The organism is Actinokineospora auranticolor (assembly GCF_041897805.1).
GTDB lineage: Bacteria > Actinomycetota > Actinomycetes > Mycobacteriales > Pseudonocardiaceae > Actinokineospora > Actinokineospora auranticolor.
The window spans coordinates 5,384,872-5,409,843 of sequence record NZ_CP154825.1 but is presented as its reverse complement, the minus strand read 5'-3'; the positions used below and the strand labels follow the sequence as shown (position 1 = coordinate 5,409,843).

At 71.8% G+C, this 24,972-nt stretch carries 21 protein-coding genes and 2 pseudogenes; 18 read left to right on the top strand and 5 right to left on the bottom strand.

Going from position 1 to position 24,972, the window contains the following annotated elements; genetic code table 11:
- The first annotated feature begins 53 nt into the window (after positions 1 to 53).
- The 9 genes and pseudogenes from V5P93_RS23555 to narI all read left to right on the top strand — a co-directional run bounded on the left by V5P93_RS23555 (position 54) and on the right by narI (position 11,751).
- Positions 54 to 1,781 carry a molybdopterin-dependent oxidoreductase gene (locus tag V5P93_RS23555; protein ID WP_374065068.1) on the top strand — a complete coding sequence of 576 codons (1,728 nt, stop codon included), beginning with the start codon at positions 54 to 56 and terminating at the stop codon, positions 1,779 to 1,781.
- A complete protein-coding gene (locus V5P93_RS23550; RefSeq protein ID WP_374066539.1) occupies positions 1,730 to 2,164 on the top strand; it encodes a molybdopterin dinucleotide binding domain-containing protein in 435 nt (144 codons plus the stop codon). The genes V5P93_RS23555 and V5P93_RS23550 overlap by 52 nt, the downstream gene beginning before the upstream one ends.
- Positions 2,164 to 2,355 (top strand): hypothetical protein, encoded by a 192-nt coding sequence (locus tag V5P93_RS23545; protein WP_104480033.1) that lies wholly within the window; start codon positions 2,164 to 2,166, stop codon positions 2,353 to 2,355. The genes V5P93_RS23550 and V5P93_RS23545 overlap by 1 nt, the downstream gene beginning before the upstream one ends.
- Positions 2,356 to 2,386: 31 nt before the next feature.
- Positions 2,387 to 3,418: a transcriptional regulator gene (locus tag V5P93_RS23540; RefSeq protein WP_181043569.1), complete on the top strand. Its 1,032-nt coding sequence runs from the start codon at positions 2,387 to 2,389 to the stop codon at positions 3,416 to 3,418.
- A gap of 320 nt (positions 3,419 to 3,738) precedes the next feature.
- Positions 3,739 to 5,000: pseudogene (locus V5P93_RS23535) on the top strand (MFS transporter).
- A 20-nt stretch (positions 5,001 to 5,020) separates the two neighbouring features.
- Positions 5,021 to 8,706, top strand: a pseudogene (locus V5P93_RS23530) (nitrate reductase subunit alpha).
- Positions 8,706 to 10,361 carry a nitrate reductase subunit beta gene (narH, locus tag V5P93_RS23525; RefSeq protein WP_104480032.1) on the top strand — a complete coding sequence of 552 codons (1,656 nt, stop codon included), beginning with the start codon at positions 8,706 to 8,708 and terminating at the stop codon, positions 10,359 to 10,361. Before V5P93_RS23530 ends, narH begins: the two are co-directional and overlap by 1 nt.
- Positions 10,358 to 10,990 carry a nitrate reductase molybdenum cofactor assembly chaperone gene (narJ, locus tag V5P93_RS23520; RefSeq protein ID WP_374065067.1) on the top strand — a complete coding sequence of 211 codons (633 nt, stop codon included), beginning with the start codon at positions 10,358 to 10,360 and terminating at the stop codon, positions 10,988 to 10,990. Before narH ends, narJ begins: the two co-directional genes overlap by 4 nt.
- Positions 10,987 to 11,751, top strand: a complete 765-nt coding sequence (narI, locus tag V5P93_RS23515; RefSeq protein ID WP_104480031.1) for a respiratory nitrate reductase subunit gamma — start codon at positions 10,987 to 10,989, stop codon at positions 11,749 to 11,751. The genes narJ and narI overlap by 4 nt, the downstream gene beginning before the upstream one ends.
- A 6-nt stretch (positions 11,752 to 11,757) precedes the next feature.
- Here the strand turns inward: narI and V5P93_RS23510 are convergent, their stop codons facing one another.
- From V5P93_RS23510 to V5P93_RS23500, 3 genes are all read right to left on the bottom strand, one after another.
- Complete coding sequence (locus V5P93_RS23510) at positions 11,758 to 12,456, bottom strand: hypothetical protein (RefSeq protein WP_104480030.1); 699 nt, start codon at positions 12,454 to 12,456, stop codon at positions 11,758 to 11,760.
- A gap of 129 nt (positions 12,457 to 12,585) precedes the next feature.
- Positions 12,586 to 14,688 carry a tetratricopeptide repeat protein gene (locus V5P93_RS23505; RefSeq protein ID WP_104480029.1) on the bottom strand — a complete coding sequence of 701 codons (2,103 nt, stop codon included), beginning with the start codon at positions 14,686 to 14,688 and terminating at the stop codon, positions 12,586 to 12,588.
- Positions 14,681 to 16,699, bottom strand: a complete 2,019-nt coding sequence (locus V5P93_RS23500; protein ID WP_104480028.1) for a TIR domain-containing protein — start codon at positions 16,697 to 16,699, stop codon at positions 14,681 to 14,683. Before V5P93_RS23500 ends, V5P93_RS23505 begins: the two co-directional genes overlap by 8 nt.
- A gap of 348 nt (positions 16,700 to 17,047) precedes the next feature.
- Between V5P93_RS23500 and V5P93_RS23495 the strand changes: the two genes are divergently transcribed.
- The 4 genes from V5P93_RS23495 (at position 17,048) to V5P93_RS23480 (ending at position 19,423) form a co-directional block, all read left to right on the top strand.
- Positions 17,048 to 17,800 carry a hypothetical protein gene (locus V5P93_RS23495; protein ID WP_104480027.1) on the top strand — a complete coding sequence of 251 codons (753 nt, stop codon included), beginning with the start codon at positions 17,048 to 17,050 and terminating at the stop codon, positions 17,798 to 17,800.
- A 73-nt stretch (positions 17,801 to 17,873) separates the two neighbouring features.
- Positions 17,874 to 18,404, top strand: a complete 531-nt coding sequence (locus V5P93_RS23490; RefSeq protein ID WP_104480026.1) for a hypothetical protein — start codon at positions 17,874 to 17,876, stop codon at positions 18,402 to 18,404.
- 47 nt (positions 18,405 to 18,451) lie between these two features.
- Complete coding sequence (locus tag V5P93_RS23485; RefSeq protein ID WP_104480025.1) at positions 18,452 to 18,952, top strand: YceI family protein; 501 nt, start codon at positions 18,452 to 18,454, stop codon at positions 18,950 to 18,952.
- A gap of 42 nt (positions 18,953 to 18,994) precedes the next feature.
- Positions 18,995 to 19,423: an SgcJ/EcaC family oxidoreductase gene (locus V5P93_RS23480; RefSeq protein WP_104480024.1), complete on the top strand. Its 429-nt coding sequence runs from the start codon at positions 18,995 to 18,997 to the stop codon at positions 19,421 to 19,423.
- On the opposite strand, the gene V5P93_RS23475 is transcribed toward V5P93_RS23480, so the two are convergent.
- Both V5P93_RS23475 and V5P93_RS23470 read right to left on the bottom strand, forming a co-directional pair.
- Positions 19,420 to 20,271 carry an NmrA/HSCARG family protein gene (locus V5P93_RS23475; RefSeq protein WP_104480023.1) on the bottom strand — a complete coding sequence of 284 codons (852 nt, stop codon included), beginning with the start codon at positions 20,269 to 20,271 and terminating at the stop codon, positions 19,420 to 19,422. The genes V5P93_RS23480 and V5P93_RS23475 overlap by 4 nt on opposite strands.
- Before the next feature lie 18 nt (positions 20,272 to 20,289).
- Entirely contained in the window at positions 20,290 to 21,198 is a 909-nt protein-coding gene (locus tag V5P93_RS23470) for an EamA family transporter (protein WP_104480265.1), read from the bottom strand.
- 70 nt (positions 21,199 to 21,268) lie between these two features.
- Between V5P93_RS23470 and V5P93_RS23465 the strand changes: the two genes are divergently transcribed.
- The 5 genes from V5P93_RS23465 (at position 21,269) to V5P93_RS23445 (ending at position 24,938) form a co-directional block, all read left to right on the top strand.
- Positions 21,269 to 22,153, top strand: a complete 885-nt coding sequence (locus tag V5P93_RS23465) for a LysR family transcriptional regulator (protein WP_219824016.1) — start codon at positions 21,269 to 21,271, stop codon at positions 22,151 to 22,153.
- 103 nt (positions 22,154 to 22,256) lie between these two features.
- Positions 22,257 to 22,676, top strand: a complete 420-nt coding sequence (locus V5P93_RS23460) for a hypothetical protein (protein ID WP_104480021.1) — start codon at positions 22,257 to 22,259, stop codon at positions 22,674 to 22,676.
- Positions 22,676 to 22,897: a helix-turn-helix transcriptional regulator gene (locus V5P93_RS23455; RefSeq protein ID WP_104480020.1), complete on the top strand. Its 222-nt coding sequence runs from the start codon at positions 22,676 to 22,678 to the stop codon at positions 22,895 to 22,897. Before V5P93_RS23460 ends, V5P93_RS23455 begins: the two co-directional genes overlap by 1 nt.
- 3 nt (positions 22,898 to 22,900) lie before the next feature.
- A complete protein-coding gene (locus V5P93_RS23450) occupies positions 22,901 to 23,869 on the top strand; it encodes an NAD(P)-dependent alcohol dehydrogenase (protein WP_104480019.1) in 969 nt (322 codons plus the stop codon).
- Between the two features lie 52 nt (positions 23,870 to 23,921).
- Entirely contained in the window at positions 23,922 to 24,938 is a 1,017-nt protein-coding gene (locus V5P93_RS23445; protein ID WP_104480018.1) for an enoyl-CoA hydratase/isomerase family protein, read from the top strand.
- Positions 24,939 to 24,972: the final 34 nt, after the last annotated feature.

Sequence of the window (24,972 nt, the reverse complement as noted above, 5' to 3'; positions counted from 1 at the left end):
TCCACCTCCGCAGAGTCGTTTGCGGGCGCGCGCGGGTGGGTACGCGAGCGCGGGTGAACGCCACCAGGCACTTTCCCGGTCGGATCAGCAACCCCTGGGGTGCGCGAACCCCGTACGGCCCCGGACAGCCCTGGCCTGTCAGGGTCGACCACCACCTGGCCGACGGGGTGGCGGTGGCGGACGTCGAGGCGTGGGTGCCGAGCGCGGCCGTGCTGCACTCGAACGGGGACGGACTGGACATCGCTGTCAAGGACGGGGCGATCGTCGGTGTCCGAGGGCGGGCTGACGATCGCGTCAACCACGGCAGGCTCGACCCCAAAGACCTCTACGGCTGGCAGGCGAACAACTCGCCCGACCGGCTGACCACCCCGCCCGTCCGCGTCGACGGCCGCTTGGTCGAGTGCGGCTGGGACGAGGCCATGGGCCGCGTCGCCGCCCACAGCAAGCGGTTGGTCGCCGACCACGGCCCCGACGCGCTGGGCTTCTACACCAGCGGGCAGCTGTTCTGCGAGGCCTACTACACCCTCGCCGCGATCGTCCACGGCGCCATCGGCACCAACCACCTCGACGGCAACACCCGGCTGTGCACCGCCACCGCCGCGGCCGCGCTGAAGGAGTCCTTCGGCGCGGACGGCCAGCCGGGCAGCTACTCCGACGTCGACCACGCCGACGTGATCGCCCTGTTCGGACACAACGTGGCCGAGACACAGGTCGTGCTGTGGACCAGGATGCTCGACCGGCTCGCGGGTCCCAACCCGCCCGCCATCGTGTGCGTCGACCCGAGGGAAACCCCGGTGGCCCGCGCGGCGACGGTCCACCTCGCCCCGCTGCCGGGGACGAACGTGGCCCTGATGAACGGTCTCCTGCGCGAGGTCATCGCGAACGACTGGATCGATCGCGCCTACATCACCGGCCACACCAGGGGATTCGACGACCTGGTCAACCGCGTTGAACCGTACACACCGGACACAACGGCGCGGATCTGCGGTCTCTCGGCCGAATGGGCCAACGAGGAACACGTGGCCGACCTCGCCCGGCTGTGGAACCTCGACGTCCGGCACATCCCGCACGGCGGTCCGCCGACGCACGCCATGAAGATGCTCGACCTCGCCGAGGAAGGCGAGTTGCGGATGCTGTGGGTCAGCGCCACCAACCCGGCCGTTTCGCTGCCGGACCTCGCCCGGGTGCGGGGAATCCTCCGCCGGGAAAGCCTTTTCCCGGTCGTCCAGGACATCTTCCGCACCGAGACCGCGGAACTGGCGGACGTGGTCCTCCCCGCCGCGGCGTGGGGCGAGAAGACCGGGGTCTTCACCAACGCCGACCGCACCGTGCACCTGTCCCGCAAGGCCGTCGAGCCGCCGGGACAGGCACGCTCCGATGTGGACATCTTCCTCGATTACGCCAGGCGGATGGACCTGCGCGACCGATCGGGTGCCCCGTTCCCGCCCTGGCGCGACGGGGAGTCCGCGTACCGGGCCTGGCAAGCGGCTAGCGCCGGACGGCCCTGTGACTACACCGGCCTGAGCTACGACCTGCTCGAAGAGCGCGGTGGCGTACAGTGGCCCCGCGACACCGACAACCCCGACGGCACCGAGCGCCTCTACCGCGACGGCCGGTTCCCCACCGAACCGGACTACTGCGAGACATACGGCCACGACCTCATGACCGGTGACCCGGTCGACGAAGCTGCTTACCGCGCGAACGACCCCGCCGGTCGGGCCCTCATCAAATCCGCCGACTACACAACCGCACCCGAGCCCCCGACTACCCGTTTGCCCTGATCACCGGTCGGACCGTCTACCAGTTCCACACCCGCACCAAGACCGGTCGCGCCCCCGAGTTGAACGCCGCCGCACCCGAGATGTGGGTCGAGGTGGCCGTCGGGGACGCCCGGGAGCACGACCTCGCCGAGGGCGACCTGGTCGAGATCCGCTCTCCGCGCGGGGCGATCCGAGCCAAGGCCCGCATCGGCGGGATCCGCCAGGGTGTCCTGTTCGTCCCGTTCCACTACGGGTACTGGGACGACCCGGACGGCAACGGCCACCGGGCGGGCAACGAACTGACCCGCACCGACTGGGACCCGGTGTCCAAACAGCCACTTTTCAAGGCATCCGCCGCCGCCCTCGCGCGGTGCCGAGCCGCACCCGACCGGTCGGCCCGCTGATGCCCACGACGCGCGAGCACCCGCCCAGCGCGGTCTCGTTCCTCACCGCGGTGGGCTTGACGGCCTTCCTGGTCCTCGGCGTCGTCGCGGTCGCCACCCACCGCGCCCCCTGGTGCGTGGCGCTCTGGTGCGCGGCCCTCACGATCGTCATCGTCCTGCACCTCTGGGCGGCGCACGGCGGCGGCAAGTAGCCTCCCCACGGGAACCGACCGGGGGAGTGCCATGCCGACCGCCGACGACTGGCTCGCCGTCCGCGCCTACCTCGCCGAGCACCGCCACACCCTGGCCGTCGACGCCGTCGCCGAGTACCCGGACACACCGACGGTCGCCGGAACGCCGCTGCTCACGACCCCGTCCTGGCTCCCGCCCGAGCCCGTGCAGCTCACCGCCATCACCCTCCACCGAGGCGGGTCCACCCGGTTCGCCGCCCCACCGGCCGCCCTCCCCGAACCACACCGGACCTACTCGTCCGCCATGGCCGCCCTCGCCGCCCCGGCCGTCTTCCAGAACCGCGCCACCTACCGCCTCCTCGACGCCGACCTCAGCGTCCCCCGCGTGGACTTCGGCGCGGGCACCTACTTCGACGGCATCGACTTCGGTGAGGCCTGCGCCCACGAGTACGCCGCCCGCCGCCTCGGCCTCGTCGACGCCCTCGACCTCCGCGACGCCATCGGCGCACCCTGCGACCCGACCCGGCGCCCCACCAACGTCGCCATCAGCACCCTCACCCTCCGCGTCGACCGGCACGCCGGGACCGCCGACCTCTACCTGCACTGGCGCGACCCGAAGCGCGTCGGGCACGCGGGTGGGCTCTACCAGGTCGTCCCCGTCGGCGTCTTCCAACCCGCCGCCGACGACCGCGCCGACTTCTCCCTGTGGCGCTGCGTGGTCCGCGAGTTCTCCGAGGAGCTGCTCGGCACCCCCGAGACCGCCCCCACCGACTACGACCGGTGGCCCTTCGCCGCCCGCCTGACCGGCGAACTCGGCACCCGGGTCCGCGTCACCTGCCTCGGTATGGGCGTCGACCCCCTGACCCTGGCCACCGACCTGCTCACCGTCGCCGCCATCGACGCCGAGGTCTTCGACGACCTGTTCGGCACCCCCGTCGACACCAACGACGAGGGCCGCGTCCTCGACGCCCAACCCTTCACCGAGGACACCATCACCCGGTTCGTCCACCACGAACCCACCCAGGCCGCGGGCGCCGCCCTCCTCGCCCTCGCCTGGGCGCACCGGGACACCCTGCTCGCCTGAGCCCCAGGGGCTGTCGAGAGTGGAGGCAGCCGACCTAGGTCCACGGTCGTCGCGCCCTTGGTCCTCTCGACCCCGACCCGCGCGGGGTCGATCGCTGGCGCGTGACCACGGCGCGCCGACAAACCCATCCCGGGCGCCGTGGGACGGATTCACCCCGACAGGGTGTTCGCCACGCCAACGGCCGTTCCGGTTCACCGGATCGGGAACCTCACCCGGTTCTGCTGTGGCGGCGGCGCGGCCCATCGGGTTTGTTCGGATGGGATCGGAGCGAGTCCGCCCGGGCGGGTGGGACGGCAGGACGTGGACGACAGGCGGGGACGATGACCTCGACGCACGGTACGAAGGGGAAGTGCGGCACCGGGGGAAAGCACCCGGTCGAGCCGCGGGCGGGTGAGCCGACGGCGGGCAGGCGCGCGGCCATGTTGACTGTGGCGACCCTCGGGTTCGCCGTCAACTTCTGGGCGTGGGCGCTGCTGAGCCCGCTCGGCCCCCGGTTCAAGGACTCCCTCGGGCTCTCGGCCTTCCAGCAGGCGCTGCTCGTCGCGGTGCCGGTCGTGGTCGGCTCGCTGGGGCGCATCCCGGTGGGCGCGCTGACCGACCGCTTCGGCGGCCGGGTCATGTTCCCGATCGTGTCCGCCGCCACCATCGTGCCCGTGCTGTTCCTCGGCTGGTGGGGCCACGGTTCCCTGGCGGCCCTGCTGGTCGGCGGCTTCTTCCTCGGCACGGCGGCACGGCGTTCGCCGTCGGCGTGCCGTTCGTCAACGCCTGGTTCCCGCCCGCCCGCCGCGGCTTCGCGATCGGCGTGTTCGGCGCGGGCATGGGCGGTACCGCCATCAGCGCGCTCACCACAGTGCCCCTGGTCGACGCGGGTGACATCCAGACCCCGTTCCTGGTGACCGCCGTCGTGCTGCTCGCCTACGCCCTGCTCGCCGCCGCCGTCCTCCGCGACGCCCCCGGCCGCGCCGTGCCCACCGCGCCGCTGGCCCAGCGCCTCGCCGCGACCGCCAGGCTGGCCGCGACCTGGCAGGCGTCCCTGCTCTACGCCGTCGCGTTCGGCGGGTACGTCGCCTTCTCGGTCTACCTGCCCGCCTACCTCAAGACCTCGTACGGCCTCACCCAGTCCGACGCGGCCAACCGGATGGCCGGGTTCGTGCTGCTCGCCGTCGTGATGCGCCCGGTCGGCGGCTGGCTGTCGGACCGCGTCGGCCCGATCCGCGTGCTCGCCACCGCGTTCGCGGTGGTCACGGCGGGCGCGGCGGCGCAGGCGTTCACCCCGGGCCTGATGCCCGGCGCCACGATCGCCTTCCTGACCATGGCCGCCGCGCTCGGTGCGGGTAGCGGCGCGGTGTTCGCCCTGGTCGCGCTGGTGACCCCGGCCGACAAGGTCGGCTCGGTCACCGGTGTGGTCGGCGCCGCAGGCGGTCTCGGCGGGTTCGTGCCGCCCCTGGTCATGGGCGCGCTCTACGGCGCCTTCAGCTCGTACGCCGTCGGACTCGCCGCTCTGGCCGTCGTGGCGGCGCTCACCCTGCTGTTCACCCTGACCGCCGTGCGCCGGTTCATCCCGGCACAGCGCACCGACTAGGTTCCACGGAAGGCACCGACGTGAGCACCACCGCCGACCCGCCCGGCCTCGACTCGGAGGTGAGCGCGGCCCTGGTGCGCGGCCGCCGCTTCTTCACGCGCGCCGAGGTCTCCCCGGACCTGCGCACCCTGCACAAGATCGGCGGGCGGCAGGCCGACGAGTTCTACCGCGACCGGTGGAGCCACGACAAGGTCGTGCGCTCCACCCACGGGGTCAACTGCACCGGGTCGTGCTCGTGGAAGGTGTACGTCAAGGACGGCATCATCACCTGGGAGACGCAGCAGACGGACTACCCGTCCGCGGGCGCCGACCGCCCCGAGTACGAGCCGCGCGGCTGCCCCCGGGGTGCCGCGTTCTCCTGGTACACCTACTCGCCGACGCGGGTGCGCTACCCGTACGTGCGCGGCGTCCTGCTCCAGCTCTACCGCGAGGCCAAGGCCCGCACCGGTGACCCCGTCCTCGCGTGGGCGGACGTCGTGGAGAACCCCGAGCGGGCGCGGCGGTACAAGTCCGCGCGCGGCAAGGGCGGACTCGTTCGCGCCACGTGGGACGAGGCCGCGGAGATGGTCGCCGCCGCGCACGTGCACACCATCAAGCGCTACGGACCCGACCGGGTCGCCGGGTTCTCCCCGATCCCGGCGATGTCGATGGTGTCCCACGCGTCCGGCGCCCGGTTCGTCTCCCTGCTCGGCGGCACCATGCTGTCGTTCTACGACTGGTACGCCGACCTGCCGGTCGCCTCGCCGCAGGTGTTCGGCGACCAGACCGACGTGCCGGAGTCGGGGGACTGGTGGGACGCGGGCTACCTGATCATGTGGGGCTCGAACCTGCCGGTCACCCGGACCCCGGACGCGCACTGGATGGCGGAGGCGCGGTACCGGGGCCAGAAGGTCGTGGCAGTCGCCCCGGACTACGCCGACAACGTCAAGTTCGCCGACGAGTGGCTGGCCGCCCGCCCCGGCACCGATGGCGCGCTGGCCATGGCGATGGGACACGTCATCCTGCGCGAGTTCTTCGTGGACCGGCGGGTCGACTACTTCACGAACTACGTCAAGCACTACACCGACCTGCCGTTCCTGGTCCGCCTGGACGAAGTCGACGGCGTGCACCGGCCAGGCAAATTCCTCACCGCCGCCGACCTCCCCGACCAGTCCGAAGTGGATAATCCGGCTTTCAAGACGGTGCTGCTCGACGCGGCCGGGGAACCCGTTGTGCCGCAAGGCTCCCTCGGTTTCCGCTACGGCGAGCAAGGCGTGGGCCGCTGGAACCTCGACCTCGGCGACGTCGATCCGATGCTCACCGTGCACGGGGGAGACGCGGTCGAGGTCGAGTTGCCGCGCTTCGACGCGGCCGGTGGGTCCCCGGGCACGCTGCGCCGGGGTGTTCCGGTCCGGCGGGTCGGCGGGCACCTGGTCACGACCGTGTTCGACCTGCTGCTGGCCCAATACGGCGTGCACCGCCCCGGCCTGCCCGGCGCCTGGCCCCGCGACTACGACGACGCCACGCAGCCGTACACGCCCGCCTGGCAGGAGGCGATCACCGGCGTACCCGCCCAGGCCGCCGCGCGCATCGGCCGGGAGTTCGCGGCCAACGCCGAGGAGTCCCGGGGCCGGTCGATGATCATCATGGGCGCGGGCACCAACCACTGGTTCCACTCCGACACGATCTACCGCACCTTCCTCGCCCTCACCACGCTGACGGGCTGCCAAGGCGTCAACGGCGGTGGTTGGGGGCACTACGTCGGCCAGGAGAAGTGCCGCCCGGTCACCGGCTGGTCGCAGCTCGCCTTCGGCCTCGACTGGTCCCGCCCGCCGCGCCAGATGATCCAGACCGCGTTCTGGTACCTGCACACCGACCAGTTCCGCTACGACCCCTTCGGCGCCGACACCCTCGCCGCCGCCGGATCCGGCAGCCACTTCGCGGGCAAGACCACCGCGGACATCATCGCCCAGGCCACCCGGCTCGGCTGGATGCCCTCGTACCCGACCTTCGACCGCAACCCCCTCGACCTGGCCGACGAGGCCGAAGCGGCCGGCGTCCCGGCGCCGGAGCACGTCGTCGGCGAGCTGAAGGCGGGCAGGCTGGGATTCGCCTGCGAGGACCCGGACTCGCCCGAGAACTTCCCGCGCGTGCTCAGCATCTGGCGGGCCAACCTGCTGGGCTCGTCGGCCAAGGGCAACGAGTACTTCCTCAAGCACCTCCTGGGCACGGACTCCTCGCTGCGGGCGGAGCAGGCCCCGGAGGGCGTGCGCCCGGTCGACGTGCGGTGGCACGACGAGGCGCCGGTCGGCAAGCTCGACCTGTTGCTGTCACTGGACTTCCGGATGACGAGCACCACCCTGTTCTCCGATGTCGTGCTGCCCGCCGCGACCTGGTACGAGAAGCACGACCTCAACACCACCGACATGCACCCCTTCGTGCACTCGTTCAACCCGGCCATCGCCCCGCCCTGGCAGACCCGCACCGACTGGGCCGCCTTCCGGGCCATCGCCGAGGCGTTCAGCGGGCTCGCGGAGAAGCACCTGGGCGTGCGCAAGGACATCGTGGCGACACCGCTCGGCACGACACCCCGGACGAGCTGGCCACCCCGCACGGCCGCGTCCTCGACTGGCGGGCGGGGGAGTGCGAACCCGTTCCGGGCGTGACCATGCCGCGCATCACGGTCGTGGAGCGCGACTACCCGGCCATCGCGGCGAAGATGGGGGCGTTGGGACCGTTGGTGGACGAGCTCGGCGTGACGACCAAGGGCCTGACCTACCGGGTCGAGCGCGAAGTCGAGTACCTGAAGGGCAAGAACGGCGCGATCCGCGGTGGTCCCGCCGACGGGCGTCCGTCGCTGGTCCGGGACATCCACGCCTGCGAGACCATCCTGGCGCTGTCCGGCACCACCAACGGACACCTCGCCACACAGGGGTTCCGCACTCTGGAGCAGCGGACCGGCACGCGGTTGGCCGATCTGGCCGCCGAGCACGAGGGCAAGCGGATCGCCTTCGCCGACACCCAGGCCGCGCCCGTCCCCGTGATCACCTCACCGGAGTGGTCCGGCTCGGAGACCGGCGGACGCCGCTACTCGCCGTTCACCATCAACGTCGAACGCCGCAAACCCTGGCACACCCTCACCGGCCGCCAGCACTTCTTCCTCGACCACGACTGGATGGCCGACCTCGGCGAGCAACTCCCCGTGTTCCGGCCGCCGCTGGACATGACGGCGCTGTTCGCCGAACCGGGCATCGGCGACCTCGGCCCGGCCGGAATCACCGTGCGGTACCTGACACCGCACTCGAAGTGGTCCATCCACTCCGAGTACCAGGACAACCTGTTCATGCTCAGCCTCTCCCGCGGCGGCCAGACGATCTGGATGTCGGAGAAGGACGCGGTGAAGATCGGCGTCGCGGACAACGACTGGATCGAGGCCGTCAACCGCAACGGCGTCGTCGTCGCCCGCGCCATCGTGTCCCACCGGATGCCGGAGGGCACCGTCTACATGCACCACGCGCAGGACCGCCTCATCGAGGTCCCGCGCGCCGAGACCTCCGGCAGGCGCGGCGGTATCCACAACTCGCTGACCCGGCTGCTCATCAAGCCGTCGCACCTGATCGGCGGCTACGCGCAGCTGTCCTTCGCGTTCAACTACCTCGGCCCGACCGGCAACCAGCGCGACGAGGTCACCGTGATCCGCCGCCGCTCGCAGGAGGTTGTCTACTGATGCGCGTCATGGCCCAGATGGCGATGGTGATGAACCTCGACAAGTGCATCGGCTGCCACACCTGCTCGGTCACCTGCAAGCAGGCGTGGAGCAACTGCTCCGGCGTCGAGTACGTGTGGTTCAACAACGTGGAAACCCGCCCCGGGCAAGGGTATCCGCGCGCGTACGAGGACCAGGAGCGCTGGCGCGGCGGCTGGGAGCTGAACCGGCGCGGGCGGCTCAGGCTCAAGGGCGGCGGACGGCTGCGCAAGCTGTTCACCATCTTCAGCAACCCGAAATTGCCCAGCATCGACGATTACTACGAGCCTTGGACCTACGACTACGACACCCTCACTACCGCGCCGCTCCAGGAGCACACGCCGGTCGCCCAACCGCGGTCGCTCATCAGCGGCCAACCCACCAAGATCACCTGGTCGGCCAACTGGGACGACAACCTCGGCGGCGCGCCGGACCACCTGCACCGCGACCCGATGATCAAGGGCATCGAGGACAAGGTCCGACTGGAGTTCGAGAAGACCTTCATGTTCTACCTGCCGCGCATCTGCGAGCACTGCCTCAACCCGTCCTGCGCGGCCTCGTGCCCCTCGGGGGCGATCTACAAGCGGTCCGAGGACGGGATCGTCCTGGTCGACCAGGACAAGTGCCGTGGGTGGCGGATGTGTGTTTCCGGTTGCCCGTACAAGAAGGTGTACTTCAACCACCGCACGGGCAAGGCCGAGAAGTGCACGTTCTGCTTCCCGCGCGTCGAGGTCGGGATCCCGACGGTGTGCGCGGAGACCTGCGTCGGACGGCTCCGGTACATCGGGCTGGTGCTCTACGACGCCGACCGCGTGCTCGCCGCCGCGTCCACCCCGGACGACAAAGACCTGTACGAGGCGCAGCGCGAGGTGTTCCTCGACCCGAACGACCCGGCGGTGGTCGCCGAGGCGGAGCGGGTCGGGATCCCGCGCGACTGGATCGAGGCGGCGCAGCGGTCGCCGGTGTACGCGCTCATCAACAAGTACCGCGTCGCTTTGCCGCTGCACCCGGAGTACCGCACCATGCCGATGGTCTGGTACATCCCGCCGCTGTCGCCGGTCGTGGACATCGTGCGCGACACCGGCCACGACGCGGAGGACCACGGCAACCTGTTCGCGGCCGTCGACGCGCTGCGCATCCCGGTGGAATACCTGGCGAACCTGTTCACGGCAGGCGATCCCGCGCCGGTGGACGCCGTGCTGCGCAAGCTGGCGGCGATGCGCAGCTACCTGCGCGACATCAACCTCGGACGCGAGCCCCGGGAGTCCATCCCGGAGTCGGTGGGGATGACCGGCGAGCAGGTGTACGACATGTACCGGTTGCTGGCGCTGGCCAAGTACGACGAGCGGTACGTGATCCCGCCCGCCCACGCCGAGCAGGCGCACGGGCTGGAGGAGCTGGCGACCGAGTGCAGCCTGGACTACGAGGGCGGTCCGGGGATGGGCGGGTCGGGTCCGTTCGGTGAGAGTTCCGGTGGCGCGTCACCGATCGCGGTGGAGAACTTCCGCATGCTCCGCGACCGCCAGACCTCCGACACCTACGCCGCCCCCGTCGACAAGGGCAGCCGCGTGAACCTCCTGAACTGGGACGGGAAGGGAACCCCGGACGGCCTGTTCCCGCCGAAGGAGGAATCGTGACCGTCGACCCGTGCCTGCTCACCGCGTGGCAGGTCCAGTCGGTCCTGATGTGCTACCCGGACGAGTCCCTTGTGGAACGGATCCCGCTGCTGCGCGCCGCGACCGCGACCCTGCCGTCGTCGGTCGGCGGACCGCTGGCGGCCTTTCTCGACCACGCCTCGGCCGTGCCGTTGCTCGCCCTGGCCGAGGAGTACGTGGCGACCTTCGACCACCGCCGCAAGTTCAGCCCGTACCTGACCTACTTCGCCTACGGCGACACCCGCAAGCGCGGCATGGCCCTGCTCCGCTTCAAACACGCCTACCGCGCCGCCGGACTGGAACTCGACGACAGCGAACTCCCGGACCACCTGGCCGTCGTCCTCGAGTTCGCCGCCTGCGGTGATCCCCGGACGGGCGTCCGGCTCATGGTCGAGCACCGCGCGGGCCTCGAGTTGATGCGCATCGCCCTCACCGACTCGGCGTCGCCGTGGCGCCACGTCCTGGAATCCGTCTCCGCCACCCTGCCGCCCCTGGGCGGCCACGACCGCGAGAAGCTGGCCAGGCTCGTCGCCGAGGGCCCACCGGAGGAAGAGGTCGGCCTGGCGCCCTTCGCCCCACCCGAGTACATGCCCACCGGAGGCACCCGATGAGCGCGGAACCCGTCTCCACGACCGGCGTCGAGGTCGGCGCCTTGGGCACCCTGCTGTGGGTCGCCGTCCCTTACGCGGCGATCGCCACGTTCGTCGTCGGCCACGTCTGGCGCTACCGCTACGACAAGTTCGGGTGGACCACCCGATCCTCCCAGCTCTACGAGAACCGCCTGCTGCGACTGGGAAGCCCGCTGTTCCACTTCGGAATCCTGCTGGTCGCCGTGGGACACGTCGGCGGACTGCTGATCCCCCGGAACTGGACCGAGACCCTCGGCGTCAGCGACCACCTGTACCACGCCGTGGCCGTCTCCCTCGGTGTCCTCGCGGGCGTCTGCACGCTGGCGGGCGCCGCCATCCTCATCTACCGGCGCCGCACCGTCGGCCCGGTGTTCTCCGCCACCACCCGCAACGACAAGGTCATGTACGTCCTACTCATCGCCACGATCCTCCTGGGCCTGGGCACCACCGTCCTCGGCAACCTGACCGACAGCCCCCACGACTACCGCCAGACCGTGTCCCCCTGGTTCCGCTCCATCTTCACCCTCCATCCCGACCCGGCCCTGATGGTCGTCGCCCCGCTGGGCTTCCGCCTGCACGCCCTGGCCGCCTGGTCGCTGTTCGCCTTCTGGCCCTTCAGCCGCCTGGTCCACGTCTTCTCGCTGCCCATCGGCTACCTGACCCGCCCCTACATCGTCTACCGCACCCGCGACACGGCCCCCGGCACCCGCACCCCGCACCGCGGCTGGGAACGCACCCCCTGACCGGCTTCACCGGGTCGAAGGGTGGTCGAGGGTGGTGAGGTGGTCGCGGATCGTGTCGGCTTCCGGTGCGCCGAGACCGGTGTGGCGGGCGGCGCGCGCGGCGTGCGCGTGGACCGCCAGGGGGTCGGTGGGGTGCCCGCCGATGAGGTAGCGGTGCGGGGTGGCGGCGAACCGGATGGTGTGGGCGGGCTGGCCGCGGGTGGCGGTGTGGGCGGTGACCGCGACCAGGGTGGGGCGTTCGGTGTCCAGCCAGGCGCGGGCACCGGTCTCGTCGGCCAGGGCGGGAATGGGCGTTGGCGGTGGGGGTATCCGGGGACGTCGATGGGTTTCGTCCGGGTAGCGGACGTCCATGGCGTCCCCCGGGGGGAACGCGGTCACCGTCAGGTGCGTGGCGCCCGCCAGGGTGGTGAGGCTGCGCCCGGTGGTGATCAGGACCGGGCAGCCCGCGACGCCGGGCAGCAGCGGGCGGACCTGCTCGGCGGTGGCGGCGTCGTCCAACACGATCAGGGTGCCGATGCCCGCCAGCCGGGCCCGGTAGGCGGCGATCCGGGGGGACAGGTCGTGCGGGATCCGCCGACCGGGCATCCCGAGCAGGCGCAGGAACCCGTCCAGCACCGCGGCCGGGTCGGGATCGAATCCGCGCAGGTTCACGAACAGCACGCGCGCCACCAGCCCGTCCCGGACCAGTTCGTGCCCGGCGCGCACGGCGAGTCGGGCCTCGATCCGTCGAGCAACCCCGCGCGCCCGACCCGCCGTCGAGACCGCCGCCCGGACCCGGTCGAATATCCACAGTGGACTTCGCGGCGCGCCTCGTCGGTGTCGGGCACGGCGCGTTCAGGTGTGGTGGTCGACCAGTGCGCGGATCTCCTCTGCGAGTACCGCTGCCTCCGGTGATCCCATGTCCTGGTGGAGGGAGGCGGCGGAGGTGAGGTAGGCGACCGCGGTCGCCATGGCGCCCTCGTTCGCGGCCAGGTGTCCGAGGTACCGGAGCGCCTTGGCCTCCTCGAAGCGGCTCCCGCACGCGCGGCAGGCGTCCAGTGCCGCGAGGTGTTCCTGCTTCGCGCGCTCCGGGTCGCCGCGGCGGGCGGCGATCGTGCCGCGCAGGTTGTGCGCCTCCGCCAGGTCGATGGCGAGACCCAGCCGCGCGAAGATCTCGACCGCGCGGTCCAGGTCCGCCGCGGCCTCGTCCAACGCTCCCGCCTCGATCCGCGTCTTCGCCCGACTGCGCCAGGTGATCGCGGTGTTGCGGCGCGCGCCCACCGCCAGGTAGTAGTCCAGCGCGAGCTGGTTGAGCCGCAACGCCTCCGCCAGGTCGCCCGCCCTCCGCCGCAGGACCGCCTGGTTGGCGACCGCGTTGCTCCACCCGTGTCGGTCGCCCACGGTCTCGAACAGCCGCTGGGCGGCCTCGAAGTGCGCTGTCGCCTGCTCGGTCCGCCCCGTCTCGAGCAGCGCGCGGCCCAGGTTGTTGCGGGTCCGCGCCTCGGCGTGGCGGTCGTCGAGGCGGAGGCAGGCGGCCAGGGCGTGGCGGTGGCTGGCGATCCAGGCGTCCCACCGCTTGGTGAGGAAGAAGTAGCCCCGCCAGGTGTACGCGAGTTGCCACCGCCGCGCGTCGAGCCCGGTGCCGTCGAGCGCGCACAGGGCGACCGCGTCCCGCCAGTGCGAGTGCAGCCAGGTCAGGGCCGCGTCGTAGTCCGCGAACCCCACCGCGCCCGTCGCGTCGCCGTCCAGGGGAACGCGGTAGCGGTTCGGGGTGACCAGCCGGTCGGCCCGGTCCGCGGTGTGCAGCACGTGGTCGAACAGCCGCACGCGGGCGGCGGCGGTGCCGTCGGGATCGGCGGTCGCCAACTCGACCGCGTGGAGGCGCGACAGGTCGTGGGCCGCGAACCGGCCGGGGCGCGGCTCGCCGATCAGGTGCGCGCCGACCAGGGCCCGCAGCAGCCGTCCGGCCCGGCTGAGCGGGACGGCGCAGAGCGCCGCGACCGCGGGCACGTCCACCTCGCCCGTGGGGTGCGCCCCGATCAGCCGGAACGCCCGGTTGACCTCGACGGGCACCCGGTCCAGCGACCAGGACAGCACCGGGCGGATCGACGACCGCGCGTCGCCCACCACCTCCAGCACGTCCAACCGGTGCTGTTCGTGCCGCAGCTCCTCCGCCAACCCGGCCAACGGCGCGCCGGGGCGGGACCGCGCGAGCTCCGCGACGATCCGCAGCGCCAGCGGCAGGCCCCCGCAGTACTCGACGAGTTCGGCGACGGCGGGTTCCCGCACCGCCCGCGCGCCCACCGCCGCGCGCAACAACTCCAGCCCGTGCCGCGCGTCCAGCAGGTCCAGTTCCAGGATCTCGGCCTCGTGGCGGACCGCCAGCCCGGACAGCACCGCCCGGCTGGTCACCACCACCGCGCCCGGCCCGGGCAGCAGCGGACGCACCTGGTCCTCGTCCACCGCGTTGTCCAGTACCACCAGCAGCCTGCGCCGGTGCGTGACACTGCGGTACCGGCCCACCCGCTCGTGCCGACTCCGCGGCACCTCACGGTCCGCCACGCCGAGATCGCGCAAGAACCCGCCGAGGACGTCATGGGGGTCCAGCGGCGTGTCCGGCCCGTGCCCCCGGAGGTCGACGTACAACTGCCCGTCCGGGAACTCGTCCAGCCGGGTGGCGGCCCAGCCCACGACGAGCGCGGTCTTGCCCACGCCGCCGGGACCGGTCACCACCGCGGTCCCCGGCCGCCCGTCGCCGAGCCGTGCGTCCAACCAGGCGAACTCCGCGTCGCGACCGACCAACCCCCGCGCGTGGCTCGGCAACTGGTGGGGAACGACCCGCGACGGTTCGCGGGCGGCCGAGTACACCGTGTGGACGTGGACCGACCCGTCGACGCGACCCGCCTGCACCGCCACCGCGGTGGGCGCCGCCACCGTGTTGCGGTCGGTGTCACCCATTCCCGGCGCCCTTGGCGGACAGGATGTGGTGCGCCAGCTTCTCGAAGTCACCCGCGCGTCTCAGGTTCAACCGCTTGGACCCCCGGAAGATCAGGGGGATCGCCTCGTCGTTGCTCTCCTCCTCGTAGAGCTTGAGCACCAGCACCGTCGGGCCGTTGCCCTGCCGCTTCACGTCGCTCGAGATGACCGAGTCGATCTCCCGGTTCGCCCACGCGGAGGCGTTGACGTTCGCGCTCGCGCACACCAGGAAGAACCGACTGGTCCGCAACCCGTTCTCGATGGTCCGGCGCGTCGAGACGGAAGGGGTCAGTTCCACGTCGTCGTACCAGGAGCGGATGCCGAACTCGTTCCACAGCCGCTCCTTGACGTCCAGGACGACGTCCTTGTCCTTGCTGGAGTGGCAGAGGAAGACGTCGTACTCGAAGTGGGACGGCACCCCGCCGACGGTGTCCTTCAGCGCCCGCAGCAGTTCCACGCGTTGCTGCAGCTCGAGTCGGTCGATACCGCTGGCGCCGATCCAGAGCACCAGGATGGGCTCCTGCTCCCGCCGGTAGGTGTGCGGCGACTGGACGAGGAGGTTGGGCACGTCCACCCACAGCAGGGGGCATTGGGCGCCCGACAACCTCGCCGCCGTGGGCGCCATGACGGTGCCCGACACGAGGATGAACAGACCGTGCCGCGGGCGGTCCTTGGACACCTCCCGCGCCACTTGGCCGACGTCGAGCGTGAAGCCCTCCGCGGCCACCTCGACCAACTCGGTGTGGGGGAGCAGGTCGCGCACCGTGGCCTCCCACGCTTCCTGCGCGCCGACGCGCGAGGTGCTGTGCGTGGGGGCGACGCTGAGCGGCCCGAGGCGGCTCGGGCCCAGCAGGTACGGCGCGGCCTGGATCGTGTGCTGGAGCACGCGGTCGGTGATGAACAGCTCGTACTGGCGCGCCGCGTCCTTGCCCGCGTCGGTGCCCGCCAGCTTGTGTTTGATCTCCTCGCTGATGAACGACAGCAGCGCCACGTCCGATATGGCGACGAGGTCGGCCGTCCGGGGGCGTTTCAACGCGGTCGCGAGCTCGCCGACGACCTCACCCGCCCGCTGCACGTGCTTGGGTTTCGCGGTGCCGCCGTAGCCCTTGCCCTCCAGGTTGTAGACACCGACCTCGCCGCGCAGGATCACGAACATCGACTCACCGGGGTCCCCGACGCGGCAGATCACCTCGCCGGGGCCGCGCTCGACGAGGTGGCCGAGCTTCAGCATCTCGGTGAGTTCGTTGGCCCGCAACGACTCGAGGAAGCTCCGGTTCCCCGGGGTCCCGGACTTCAGGATCCCGGTGACCAGTTCGAGGGTCCGGGTGACGTCCTGGTCCCTGGCGTTGATCTGGGAGATCCGCTTCGAGTAGTAGAGCGCCTCCCACCCGTTCTGCTCGGCCAGGCTCTGCCGGAGCGAGGCGTAGTCGTCCTGCTCGGCCTCGGCCCACCGCGACCGCACCCGGTCGAGGGACATCAGGAACAGCAGCTGGGGGTGGGAGTTGCGGTCGACGAGCAGGCGCTCCTCGTGGAACACGACGTCCTCGGTGGACGGCGCCGCCGCGACCTCCTGCCGGAAGCGGTCGGAGACGAGGATCCCGTGCCCCGTGGCCTGGCGGATCAACCAGCCCGCGAAGTTGATCCCGGTGCCCACCGCCTGGACGCGACCGTCCGCGCCGACCAGGGTCGCGACCCGGCCGACGTGGCCGGTGACGCGCAAGGTGAGCCGTTCGTCGCGGGCCCAGCCGGACAGGTCCGCGACGAGCCGCACGGCGTCCGCCTGCCACTCGTCGCCGAAGAACACCACGTGGCCGCCGTCGCCGCCCGAGGACCAGACGATGTGCCGGGCGTCACGGCGGATCGCCGCGGCCACGATGTCGTTGATCGCGGCCACCCGCCGCACCTGCTCCGCCTCGTTCGCGGCCGAGTGGCCGATGATGTCGCAGGACACCACGGCGACGTCCTGGAACTCCGCCGCTGCCACCCGCTCCACGGGCCTCCCTCGGGTGCGCGGTGCCGCCCGCCGCGGCGGCGCGGAACCTGACCTGTGGCACGCCACGAGACGTGCGGGGATCAACGCTATCCGCAACGCGCCGCCCTTGTCCCGAATGACAAGCTTTCGTCCATAGCCGTGTCGTGCCCGGCGGCCAGGGGGATTTCCGCCCCCGTGCGGAGTCGGCCGCTCCGCCTGCCCGGCGTTCGCCGCCGTGCGCGGGAAACCTGGGGCTGAGCTGTGCGCCGGTATGAGTTGCCTGTGGGACGGCCGAGATCCCTCCACCGGGTGAACCGCCGTGCCGACTGTCCCGGTGCAAGCGAAACCCCACCGCGAGGCAGGTTAGGTATGACTGTCAGTTCCATCTCCGGTAGCCAGAGCCTGGCGTACGCGCAGCGGGCCGACAACGGCCAGTCGTCGATGCGCAAGGCCTTCGACGCCGCCGCCAAGGCGTTGGGCATGAGCACCGACGACCTGCGCGGCGCGCTCGGCAGCGGGCAGAGCATGTCCACGCTGGCGCAGAGCAAGGGCGTCAGCACCGACACCCTCACCACCGCCATCAGCGACGCGCTGACCAGCGCGGACAGCACCCTCTCCGCGACCAAGGCCAAGGAGGTCGCGCAGAAGGTCGTCGCCGGGCCGGGGCACGGCGGCGGGCCCGGTGGACCCGGTGGCGCCCGCCCCGCCGGCCCGCCCCCGGGTGGCGGCGGTCACGACCAGAAGGTGGACGACGCCCTCGACTCCGTCGCCGACGCGCTCGGCCTCAGCTCCGAGGAGCTCCAGGACGAACTCCGGTCCGGCACGAGCCTGACCGACGTCGCCGCCGCCAACGGCATGGACGCGGCGACCCTCAAGACCACCATCACCGACGCCCTCAAAGCGGGCGACGACTCGCTATCCGACGACCAGGTCGACGCGCTCGCCGACAAGATCATCGAGGGGCCGCCGAAGCCGGACGACACCACCCCGCGCCAGGCCTTCGACCTGGCGATGAGCGCCCGGACCCAGTCCGCAGGCTCGATCAGCCAAGCCGCCCTCAGCGCCCTCTACCAGCAGTCGCAGCTCGCCACCGCCGGTAGCGCGACCGGTACCTGGGCGTAACGACATCCGACCGGAGGACGCACGACCAGGTGGAATCGGCCGCGCGGCCACGGCCGCCGGGCACATTCGACCCATGCCGTACCGCAGATCCGGGCGCCGCGTCGCCGCCGCCCTGGTGCTCGCCACCGTCCTCGCCCCGTCGGGCACGGCGACCGCCGACGTCCCCGTGCTCGACGGGCCCTACCAGGTCTCGTCGTCGATCGACGGCGAGTGCCTGCACGCCGACCCGTTCACCGCCACCGACCTGGTCACCACCCGCGGCTGCGACCCGCTGCCCACGTTCTGGTACTTCCTGCGCGACGGGGCGGACGACCTCTACCTGATCAGCCCCCTCGCGGGCATCGACCAGTGCCTGACCCGCGTCGCCGACCACGAGGTCGACCTCGAACCGTGCGCGGCCACCGCCGCCGCGTACTGGCGGATCGCGGAGGACGGCGCCGCCGTGGTCATCGCCGACTACCAGGGCCGCGACGTCCTCGTCTCCACCGAGGGCGACGACGGCAGCGGTCTGGCCGCGGACCGGGTCACCACCAGCCGCCACGGCCACGCCGAGGAGCGCTGGTACCTGAGCATGTCCGTCGGCTCCGACCTGCCCGCCCCGTGAGCCCGCCCGCCCCTAGGATCGGCGGCGAACCGAGCCCAGGGGGAGCCATGACCACCGTCCAGCCCGGCACCTACGCCATCGACCCGGCCCGCTCCACGGTCCGGTTCGACACCCGCCACGTCTTCGGCCTCTTACCAGTCACCGGCGGCTTCCCGATCGCCGCCGGCACGATCACCGTCGCCGCCGAGCCCGGGGCGTCCACCGCCACCGCGCGGATCACCGCCGCGGGCTTCACCACCGGCAACCCGACCCGCGACGCCAAGGTCCGGTCGTCGACCTACCTCGACGCGCCCCGCCACCCCGAGATCGTCTTCACCGGCACCGCGTTCGAGCAGACCGCTACTGGCGGCACCCTGCGCGGCGACCTGACCGTCAAGGAGGTCACCAAACCCGTCACCCTCGCAGTCGAGTCCGTCGCGGTGGACGGCGCTGACCTCACCACCCGCGCGACCACCACCATCGACCGCTACGACTTCGGGATCACCGCGGCCCCCGGCATGACCGGCCGAATCCTGCGGCTGACCCTGGACGTCTTCGCCACCCGGTGAAACCCCGACCTCCGGCGCGCTCGGACCAGCACACTGGCGATCATGGGAACAGCACAGGACATCGTCGCTGGGCTCCAGCGGTCGTGGAACGACGGTGACGCCGACGGCTGGGCCGCCGCCTTCGCCGAGGAGGCCGAGTTCGTCGACGTGCTCGGCCGGGTGCAGCGCGGCCGCGCGGTCATCGCCGACGAGCACCGCAAGGTCTTCACCAGCATCTACCGGGGCAGCCAGGTCGACCTCCGCCTGCACTGGGCCCGGCCCCTCGCCGAGGGACTCCACCTGGTCCGCACCTCGTCGACCCTGCGCGTCCCCGATGGCCCGCGCGCGGGCGAAACCCGTTCCGTGCAGACGATGCTGCTGCGCGACGGCGAGATCCTGGCTTTCCACAACACCATAAGCACCACCATGGCCGCGTTTGCCGACCACGACGAGACTCTCGACGCCCAGGACCCGCTCGGCTGGCAGGACTAGCTGTCCCCGCGCAGCCACGACTCCAACGTCAGCAACCCCGGGTACCGGCCACGCAGGGCCGGGATGTCCGCCTCGAAGCCGAACGCGCCGATCCAGTCGAACATGTTGGCCGCTTCCGCGCCCTGGGCCCGGAGTTCCTCGGTCGGCTGCCGCTCGAACCGGGTCGGCACGCCGTCGGCGGCGGTGAAGGCCGCCGCGATCTCGCGAACCGTCAACTCGTCGCCCGCGATCTCGATTGACCGGCCCAGGAAGTCGCGATCTGTGAACGCGTCGGCCGCGATCCGGCCGATGTCGGCCAAGGCGATCATCTGTAGGCGGGTACCAGCGTCCAGAGCCACCGCGCCGACCCGGGATCCGTTGTGCGCTGAGGGAAGCATGTAGCGCCAGTTCTCCATGAAGAACACCGGGCGCAGCACCGTCGACGGCACCCCCGCCGCGCCGACGTACGCCTCGATCTCCGCCTTGGTCTCGAAGTGCGACACCCCCGACCGGCGCTCGGCGCCCCCGACCGAGCTGTAGACCAGGTGCGCCACCCCCGCCGCCTCGGCCGCGTCGGTGACGTTCTTCCCCTGCCGCACCTCGACATCCGGCCGCGGGTCGAACATGTCCGACGGCTGCACGCTGAACACCCCGTGCGCGCCGCTCGCGGCCTCGACCAACGACTCCCGGTCGTCGAGGTCGCCGACGACCAACTCCGCACCCAGCGCCCGCAACACCTCCGCCCCGCGCCCCCGCGGATCGCGCACGAGCGCCCGCACACCCCACTCGGCCGCCAGCAGCGCGCGGGCCACCGCACCGCCCTGCCCGCCGGTCGCGCCCGTCACCAGCACACTTCCGTTGTCCGCCACCGCGAAACCCCTCCCGATTCAGCCGACGCGGCGCGGTGCCGGGAGCTGCCCCGCCACGATCGCCGCGAGCGCGAGCCCGAAACCCAGCAATTGCACGGCCCCCAGCGTCTGGCCGAGCACGACGGCCCCCAGCACCGCCGCGACCAGGGGCGACAGCAGCACCAGCACCGCGACGGACGTCGTGGGCAGCGCCGTGATGCCGCGGAACCACAGCACGTACGCGATCAACCCGCCGAAGATCCCCAACCACAGGTACCCCGCCGCGGCGGGCAGGTCGATCGACGGCGGCGCCCCCTCGACCAGGAACGTCACCGGCAGCAGCACCAGCCCGCCGGTGGTGAGCTGCCACCCCGCGAACGCCATCGGCCCGACCCCCGAGGGTCGCCCCCAGCGCTTCGTCAGCGTCAACCCGAGGCCCATCGTCGCCGCGCACGCCAGACCCGCCACGACCCCCACCGGGTCGAGCGCCGCGTTCGGGCCGATCACCACCAGCCCGACCCCGAGCACCCCGACGACACCCCAGAGCAGCCGCCACACCGACAACCGCTCACCCAGCACCGCCACCGCCAGCACCGCGACGATCAACGGCTGGGCGGCGGCCAGCGTCGCCGCGACCCCACCCGGCAGCCGCTCGGCGGCGATGAACAGCAGCGGGAAGAACAGCCCGATGTTCAACACGCCCAGCACGGCGGCCTTGCCCCACCACGCGCCGGTCGGCAGCGCGCGGGTCAGCGCCAGCGCGATCAGCCCGGCGGGCAGCGCGCGCAGGAGCCCGGCGAACAGCGGGTGGCCGGGCGGCAGCAGTTCGGTGGTGACTACGTAGGTCGAGCCCCAGGCCAGGGTCGGGAGCGCGGTCAGCAGCGTGCGGGGCAGCGCGCTCCCCGCCGTGGCCGTCCCGGTCGCCGTTGAAGTCGTCACGTGGACCATCACACCGCCGGGCGATCCATGAGTCCAACACATGTTTGTCACGGCATCAATCGCGATCCAAGATGGATCCGTGGAACTCCAGCAGCTGCGCTACGTCGTGGCGGTCGCCGAGACGAACAGCTTCACCCGCGCCGCCGAGCGGTGCCTGGTCGTGCAGTCCGCGCTCAGCCACCAGATCGCCCGCCTGGAACGCGAACTGGGCGCGAAGCTCTTCGAGCGCACCAGCCGCCGCGTCCGCCTGACGCAGGCCGGGGCGGCGTTCCTGCCCGCCGCCCGCCAGTGCCTGGACGCGGCCGAGCGGGCGGCGGCCGAGGTCGCCGCCGCCGTGGGGGAGGTGCGCGGCAGGCTGGCGGTCGGTCTCATCCCCACCGTCGCCGCCGTCGACCTGCCCGCCGCCCTGCGCGACTTCCGCGAGCGCTACCCCCACGTCCGGGTGAGCCTGGGGGTGGGCGCGAGTGACGACCTGGTCGAGCAGGTCCGCGTGGGCGCGATCGACGTGGCGTTCCTCGGGCTGCCGACCACCGCCCACCCGCAGGGCGTCGCCGCCCACATCCTGGCCCGCGACCGCCTGGTGGCGGTGGTCGCCCCGGCGCACCCCTTGGCGGGCGAACCGTCGGTCACCCTCGCCCGGCTCGCGGAGGAGGTCTTCGTCGACCTCCCCGCAGGCACCGCCGGTCGAGCCCAAACCGACCAGGCCTTCGCCGCCGCGGGCCTCACCCGGGACGTGGCCTTCGAGGTGACCAACGCCGACCTCATGGCCCGCCTCGTCCAGCAGAACCTGGGCGTCTCGATGTTCGCGTCGAACTACGTCCCCCGCTTGACCGACGTCACCACGATCCCCGTCCCCGACGCCCCCGGACGGGTCGAGTACCTGGTCTGGAACCGCGCGGGCCGCAGCCCCGCCGCCTCCGCGTTCCTCGACATCCTCGCGATCCCGGTCGACCGACCCGAGTGATCGGTCCGGCCACCCCGCGGCATCGCGAGTCAAAGATTCTTGACATACTGTCGAACATTGCTTACCTTGGTGATGTCAAACTTGCTTTACATCGGGAGCGCGCATGTCGTACCAGGAGAAGCAGACCTGGGCATATCTGGTGATCAGCGCCGTCGCCTTCCTCGGCTACCTGGCCGTGATCATCGCCAAGGCGGGCGCGGGCCCCTGGTCGGACGTCGACTACGTCGCCCCCATGCTCTGGGCGATCGGCGCCTCGATCGTCGCCGCCATCGTCGTCGGCATCGGGCTCGGCATTGCCAAGCCGGGCGAACGTCACCGCGCGGACGTGCGGGACCGCGAGATCGACCGGCACGGGGAGTACCTCGCGGGCATCGTGCTCGGCGTCGGCATGGTCCTGCCCTTGGCGCTGACCATGGCCGAGGCGCGGCACTTCTGGATCGCCAACGCGATCTACGCGGTCTTCGTGCTGTCCGCCGCGGTCGGGGCGACGGCGAAGGTCATCGCCTACCGGCGGGGGTTCTAGTGGGGAAGCCGACCAGGATCACCAACTCGATCCGGGCGCTGCGCTTCGCCACCGGCGAGATGACGCAGGCGGACCTGGCCGCCCGGGTCGACGTCACCCGGCAGACGGTCATCGCCATCGAGCAGGGGCGCTACTCGCCCTCGCTGGAGGTCGCGTTCCGCATCGCGCGCGTCTTCGGCGTTCCCATCGACGATGTCTTCCAGTACCCGGACGAGGAGTAGGTCATGAGAGCGATCGTGCAGGAACGCTATGGAGCGCCCCAAGAAGTGTTCCACCTCAAGGAAATCCCCAAGCCTGAGCCGGGCCCGGGAGAAGTGCTGCTCCGCGTGGCGGCCTCGCCGGTCGTCGGCTCCGACTGGCACCTGATCCGCGGATTGCCCTACCTGGCAAGGCCGACAACCGGCCTGCGCCGCCCGCACCCGGTCCCGGGACTGGAGGTCGCGGGCACGGTGGAAGCCGTCGGCGCGGACGTTCGGACCCTCGTCGTCGGAGACGAGGTCTTCGGCTGGTGCAAGGGCGCCTTCGCCGAGTACGCCACCGTCCCCGAAGGCAACCTGGCGAGCAAACCCAAGAACCTGTCCCTGATGCACGCCGCCGCCGTTCCGATCTCGGGATTCGCTGCCCTGCAAGCGGTCCGCGACGCCGGGAAAGTCTCATCAGGACAGAGAGTGCTCATCACCGGCGCCTCCGGCTGCGTCGGCACCTACGCGGTGCAGATCGCCAAGCACCTCGGCGCCCACGTGACCGCGACCTGCAGCGCCGAAAAGGCCGACCTCGTACGGGAACTGGGCGCGGACGACGTCGTGGACTACCGGTCCACACCACTCGACGACCTCGGTCCCTTCGACGTCTTCATCGACGTGTACGGAAACCCGCCCCTGCGCACCTGCAAGCGCGTGCTCCACCGGGGCGGCACCCTGGTCCTCGTCGGCGGCACGGGCGGGCGCTGGTTCATGGGCACCGACCGCTGGCTGCGTGGCCTGCTTGCCGCGCCGTTCCTCGGGATCCGCGTCCGCCCCCTGGTGCACAAGGACCGCTTGGCCGACCTCGAAGTCCTCCGCGAGCTGGTCGAGACCGAGGCCGTGCGACCCGTCGTGGCGCGGACGTTCCCATTACCAGAAGCCGCGAACGCCATCGAGACCGCCGCGAGCGGCACACTCACCGGCCAAGCGCTCCTGGTCATGGAGTCCTGACCGCGCCGGTGTGGCATTGTGGACTCCGGAGCCGACTTCTGGAGGAGAGTGGATGTCCGACGTGCTCATCCGGGTGGTGAACGGGGTGGGGCGGATCACGCTGAACCGGCCCCGCGCCATCAACGCCCTCACCCACCCCATGGTCGTCGCCATCCGCGCGGCCCTCGACGAGTGGGAACACGATGACCGGGTCCGGCTCGTCCTCGTCGACGGCGCCGGTGAACGCGGCCTCTGCGCGGGCGGCGACATCCGCGCCATCCACGCCGACGCCGTGGCGGGCGGCGGCGAGTCGACCGCGTTCTGGGCCGACGAGTACCGGATGAACGCGCGGATCGGCGGTTTCCCCAAGCCGTACGTCGCGCTCATGGACGGCATCGTCATGGGCGGCGGGGTCGGCGTCTCGGCGCACGGCTCGGTCCGCGTGGTCACCGAACGGACCCGGCTGGCCATGCCGGAGGTCGGCATCGGCCTCGCGCCCGACGTCGGCGGCACGTACCTGCTCTCCCGCGCGCCCGGCGAACTCGGCACGTACGCGGCCGTCACCGGCACCTCGATGTCCGGCGCCGACGCCGTCCACTGTGGACTCGCCGACTGGTTCGCGCCCAGCGACCGGCTGCCCGAGCTGATCGCGGAGATCGAGGCCGCGGGCGAGGACGTCGTCGCCCGCTTCGCCGTCGAGCCCCCGCCGTCCGGACTGGCCAAGGAAGCCGAGTGGATCGACCCGGCTTTCACCGCGGACACCGTCGAGGAGATCCTCGTCGGGCTCGCCGCGAGCGGGCAGCACGACGTCATCGCCGAGATCGGCACCCGCTCGCCGACCGCGGTCAAGGTCGCGCTCGAAGCGACCCGCCGCGCCAAGCGGTTGCCGGACCTGGAATCCGTGCTGGAGCAGGACTACCGGGTGTCCACCGCGTGCCTGCGCGGCCACGACCTCGTCGAGGGCATCCGCGCCCAGGTGGTGGACAAGGACCGGAAACCGCGCTGGTCGCCCGCCACCCTAACCGACGTGACCGACGAGGCGGTCGCCGCGCACTTCGACGAACCCGAGGTGCCGTTCACCCTGCGCTAGGTGTACCGGGCCACTACGTTGGTGACGGTGTGTC

Excerpts from the sequence above, each read along its gene's own strand:
- V5P93_RS23485 (WP_104480025.1), top strand. The coding sequence starts at position 18,452 with ATGACCACCGTCCAGCCCGGCACCTACGCCATCGACCCGGCCCGCTCC.
- narH (WP_104480032.1), top strand. The coding sequence starts at position 8,706 with ATGCGCGTCATGGCCCAGATGGCGATGGTGATGAACCTCGACAAGTGC.
- V5P93_RS23470 (WP_104480265.1), bottom strand. The coding sequence starts at position 21,198 with ATGGTCCACGTGACGACTTCAACGGCGACCGGGACGGCCACGGCGGGG.
- V5P93_RS23545 (WP_104480033.1), top strand. The coding sequence starts at position 2,164 with ATGCCCACGACGCGCGAGCACCCGCCCAGCGCGGTCTCGTTCCTCACC.
- V5P93_RS23445 (WP_104480018.1), top strand. The coding sequence starts at position 23,922 with ATGTCCGACGTGCTCATCCGGGTGGTGAACGGGGTGGGGCGGATCACG.
- V5P93_RS23460 (WP_104480021.1), top strand. The coding sequence starts at position 22,257 with ATGTCGTACCAGGAGAAGCAGACCTGGGCATATCTGGTGATCAGCGCC.
- V5P93_RS23450 (WP_104480019.1), top strand. The coding sequence starts at position 22,901 with ATGAGAGCGATCGTGCAGGAACGCTATGGAGCGCCCCAAGAAGTGTTC.
- V5P93_RS23495 (WP_104480027.1), top strand. The coding sequence starts at position 17,048 with ATGACTGTCAGTTCCATCTCCGGTAGCCAGAGCCTGGCGTACGCGCAG.
- narI (WP_104480031.1), top strand. The coding sequence starts at position 10,987 with ATGAGCGCGGAACCCGTCTCCACGACCGGCGTCGAGGTCGGCGCCTTG.
- V5P93_RS23540 (WP_181043569.1), top strand. The coding sequence starts at position 2,387 with ATGCCGACCGCCGACGACTGGCTCGCCGTCCGCGCCTACCTCGCCGAG.
- V5P93_RS23505 (WP_104480029.1), bottom strand. The coding sequence starts at position 14,688 with ATGGGTGACACCGACCGCAACACGGTGGCGGCGCCCACCGCGGTGGCG.
- V5P93_RS23490 (WP_104480026.1), top strand. The coding sequence starts at position 17,874 with ATGCCGTACCGCAGATCCGGGCGCCGCGTCGCCGCCGCCCTGGTGCTC.
- V5P93_RS23480 (WP_104480024.1), top strand. The coding sequence starts at position 18,995 with ATGGGAACAGCACAGGACATCGTCGCTGGGCTCCAGCGGTCGTGGAAC.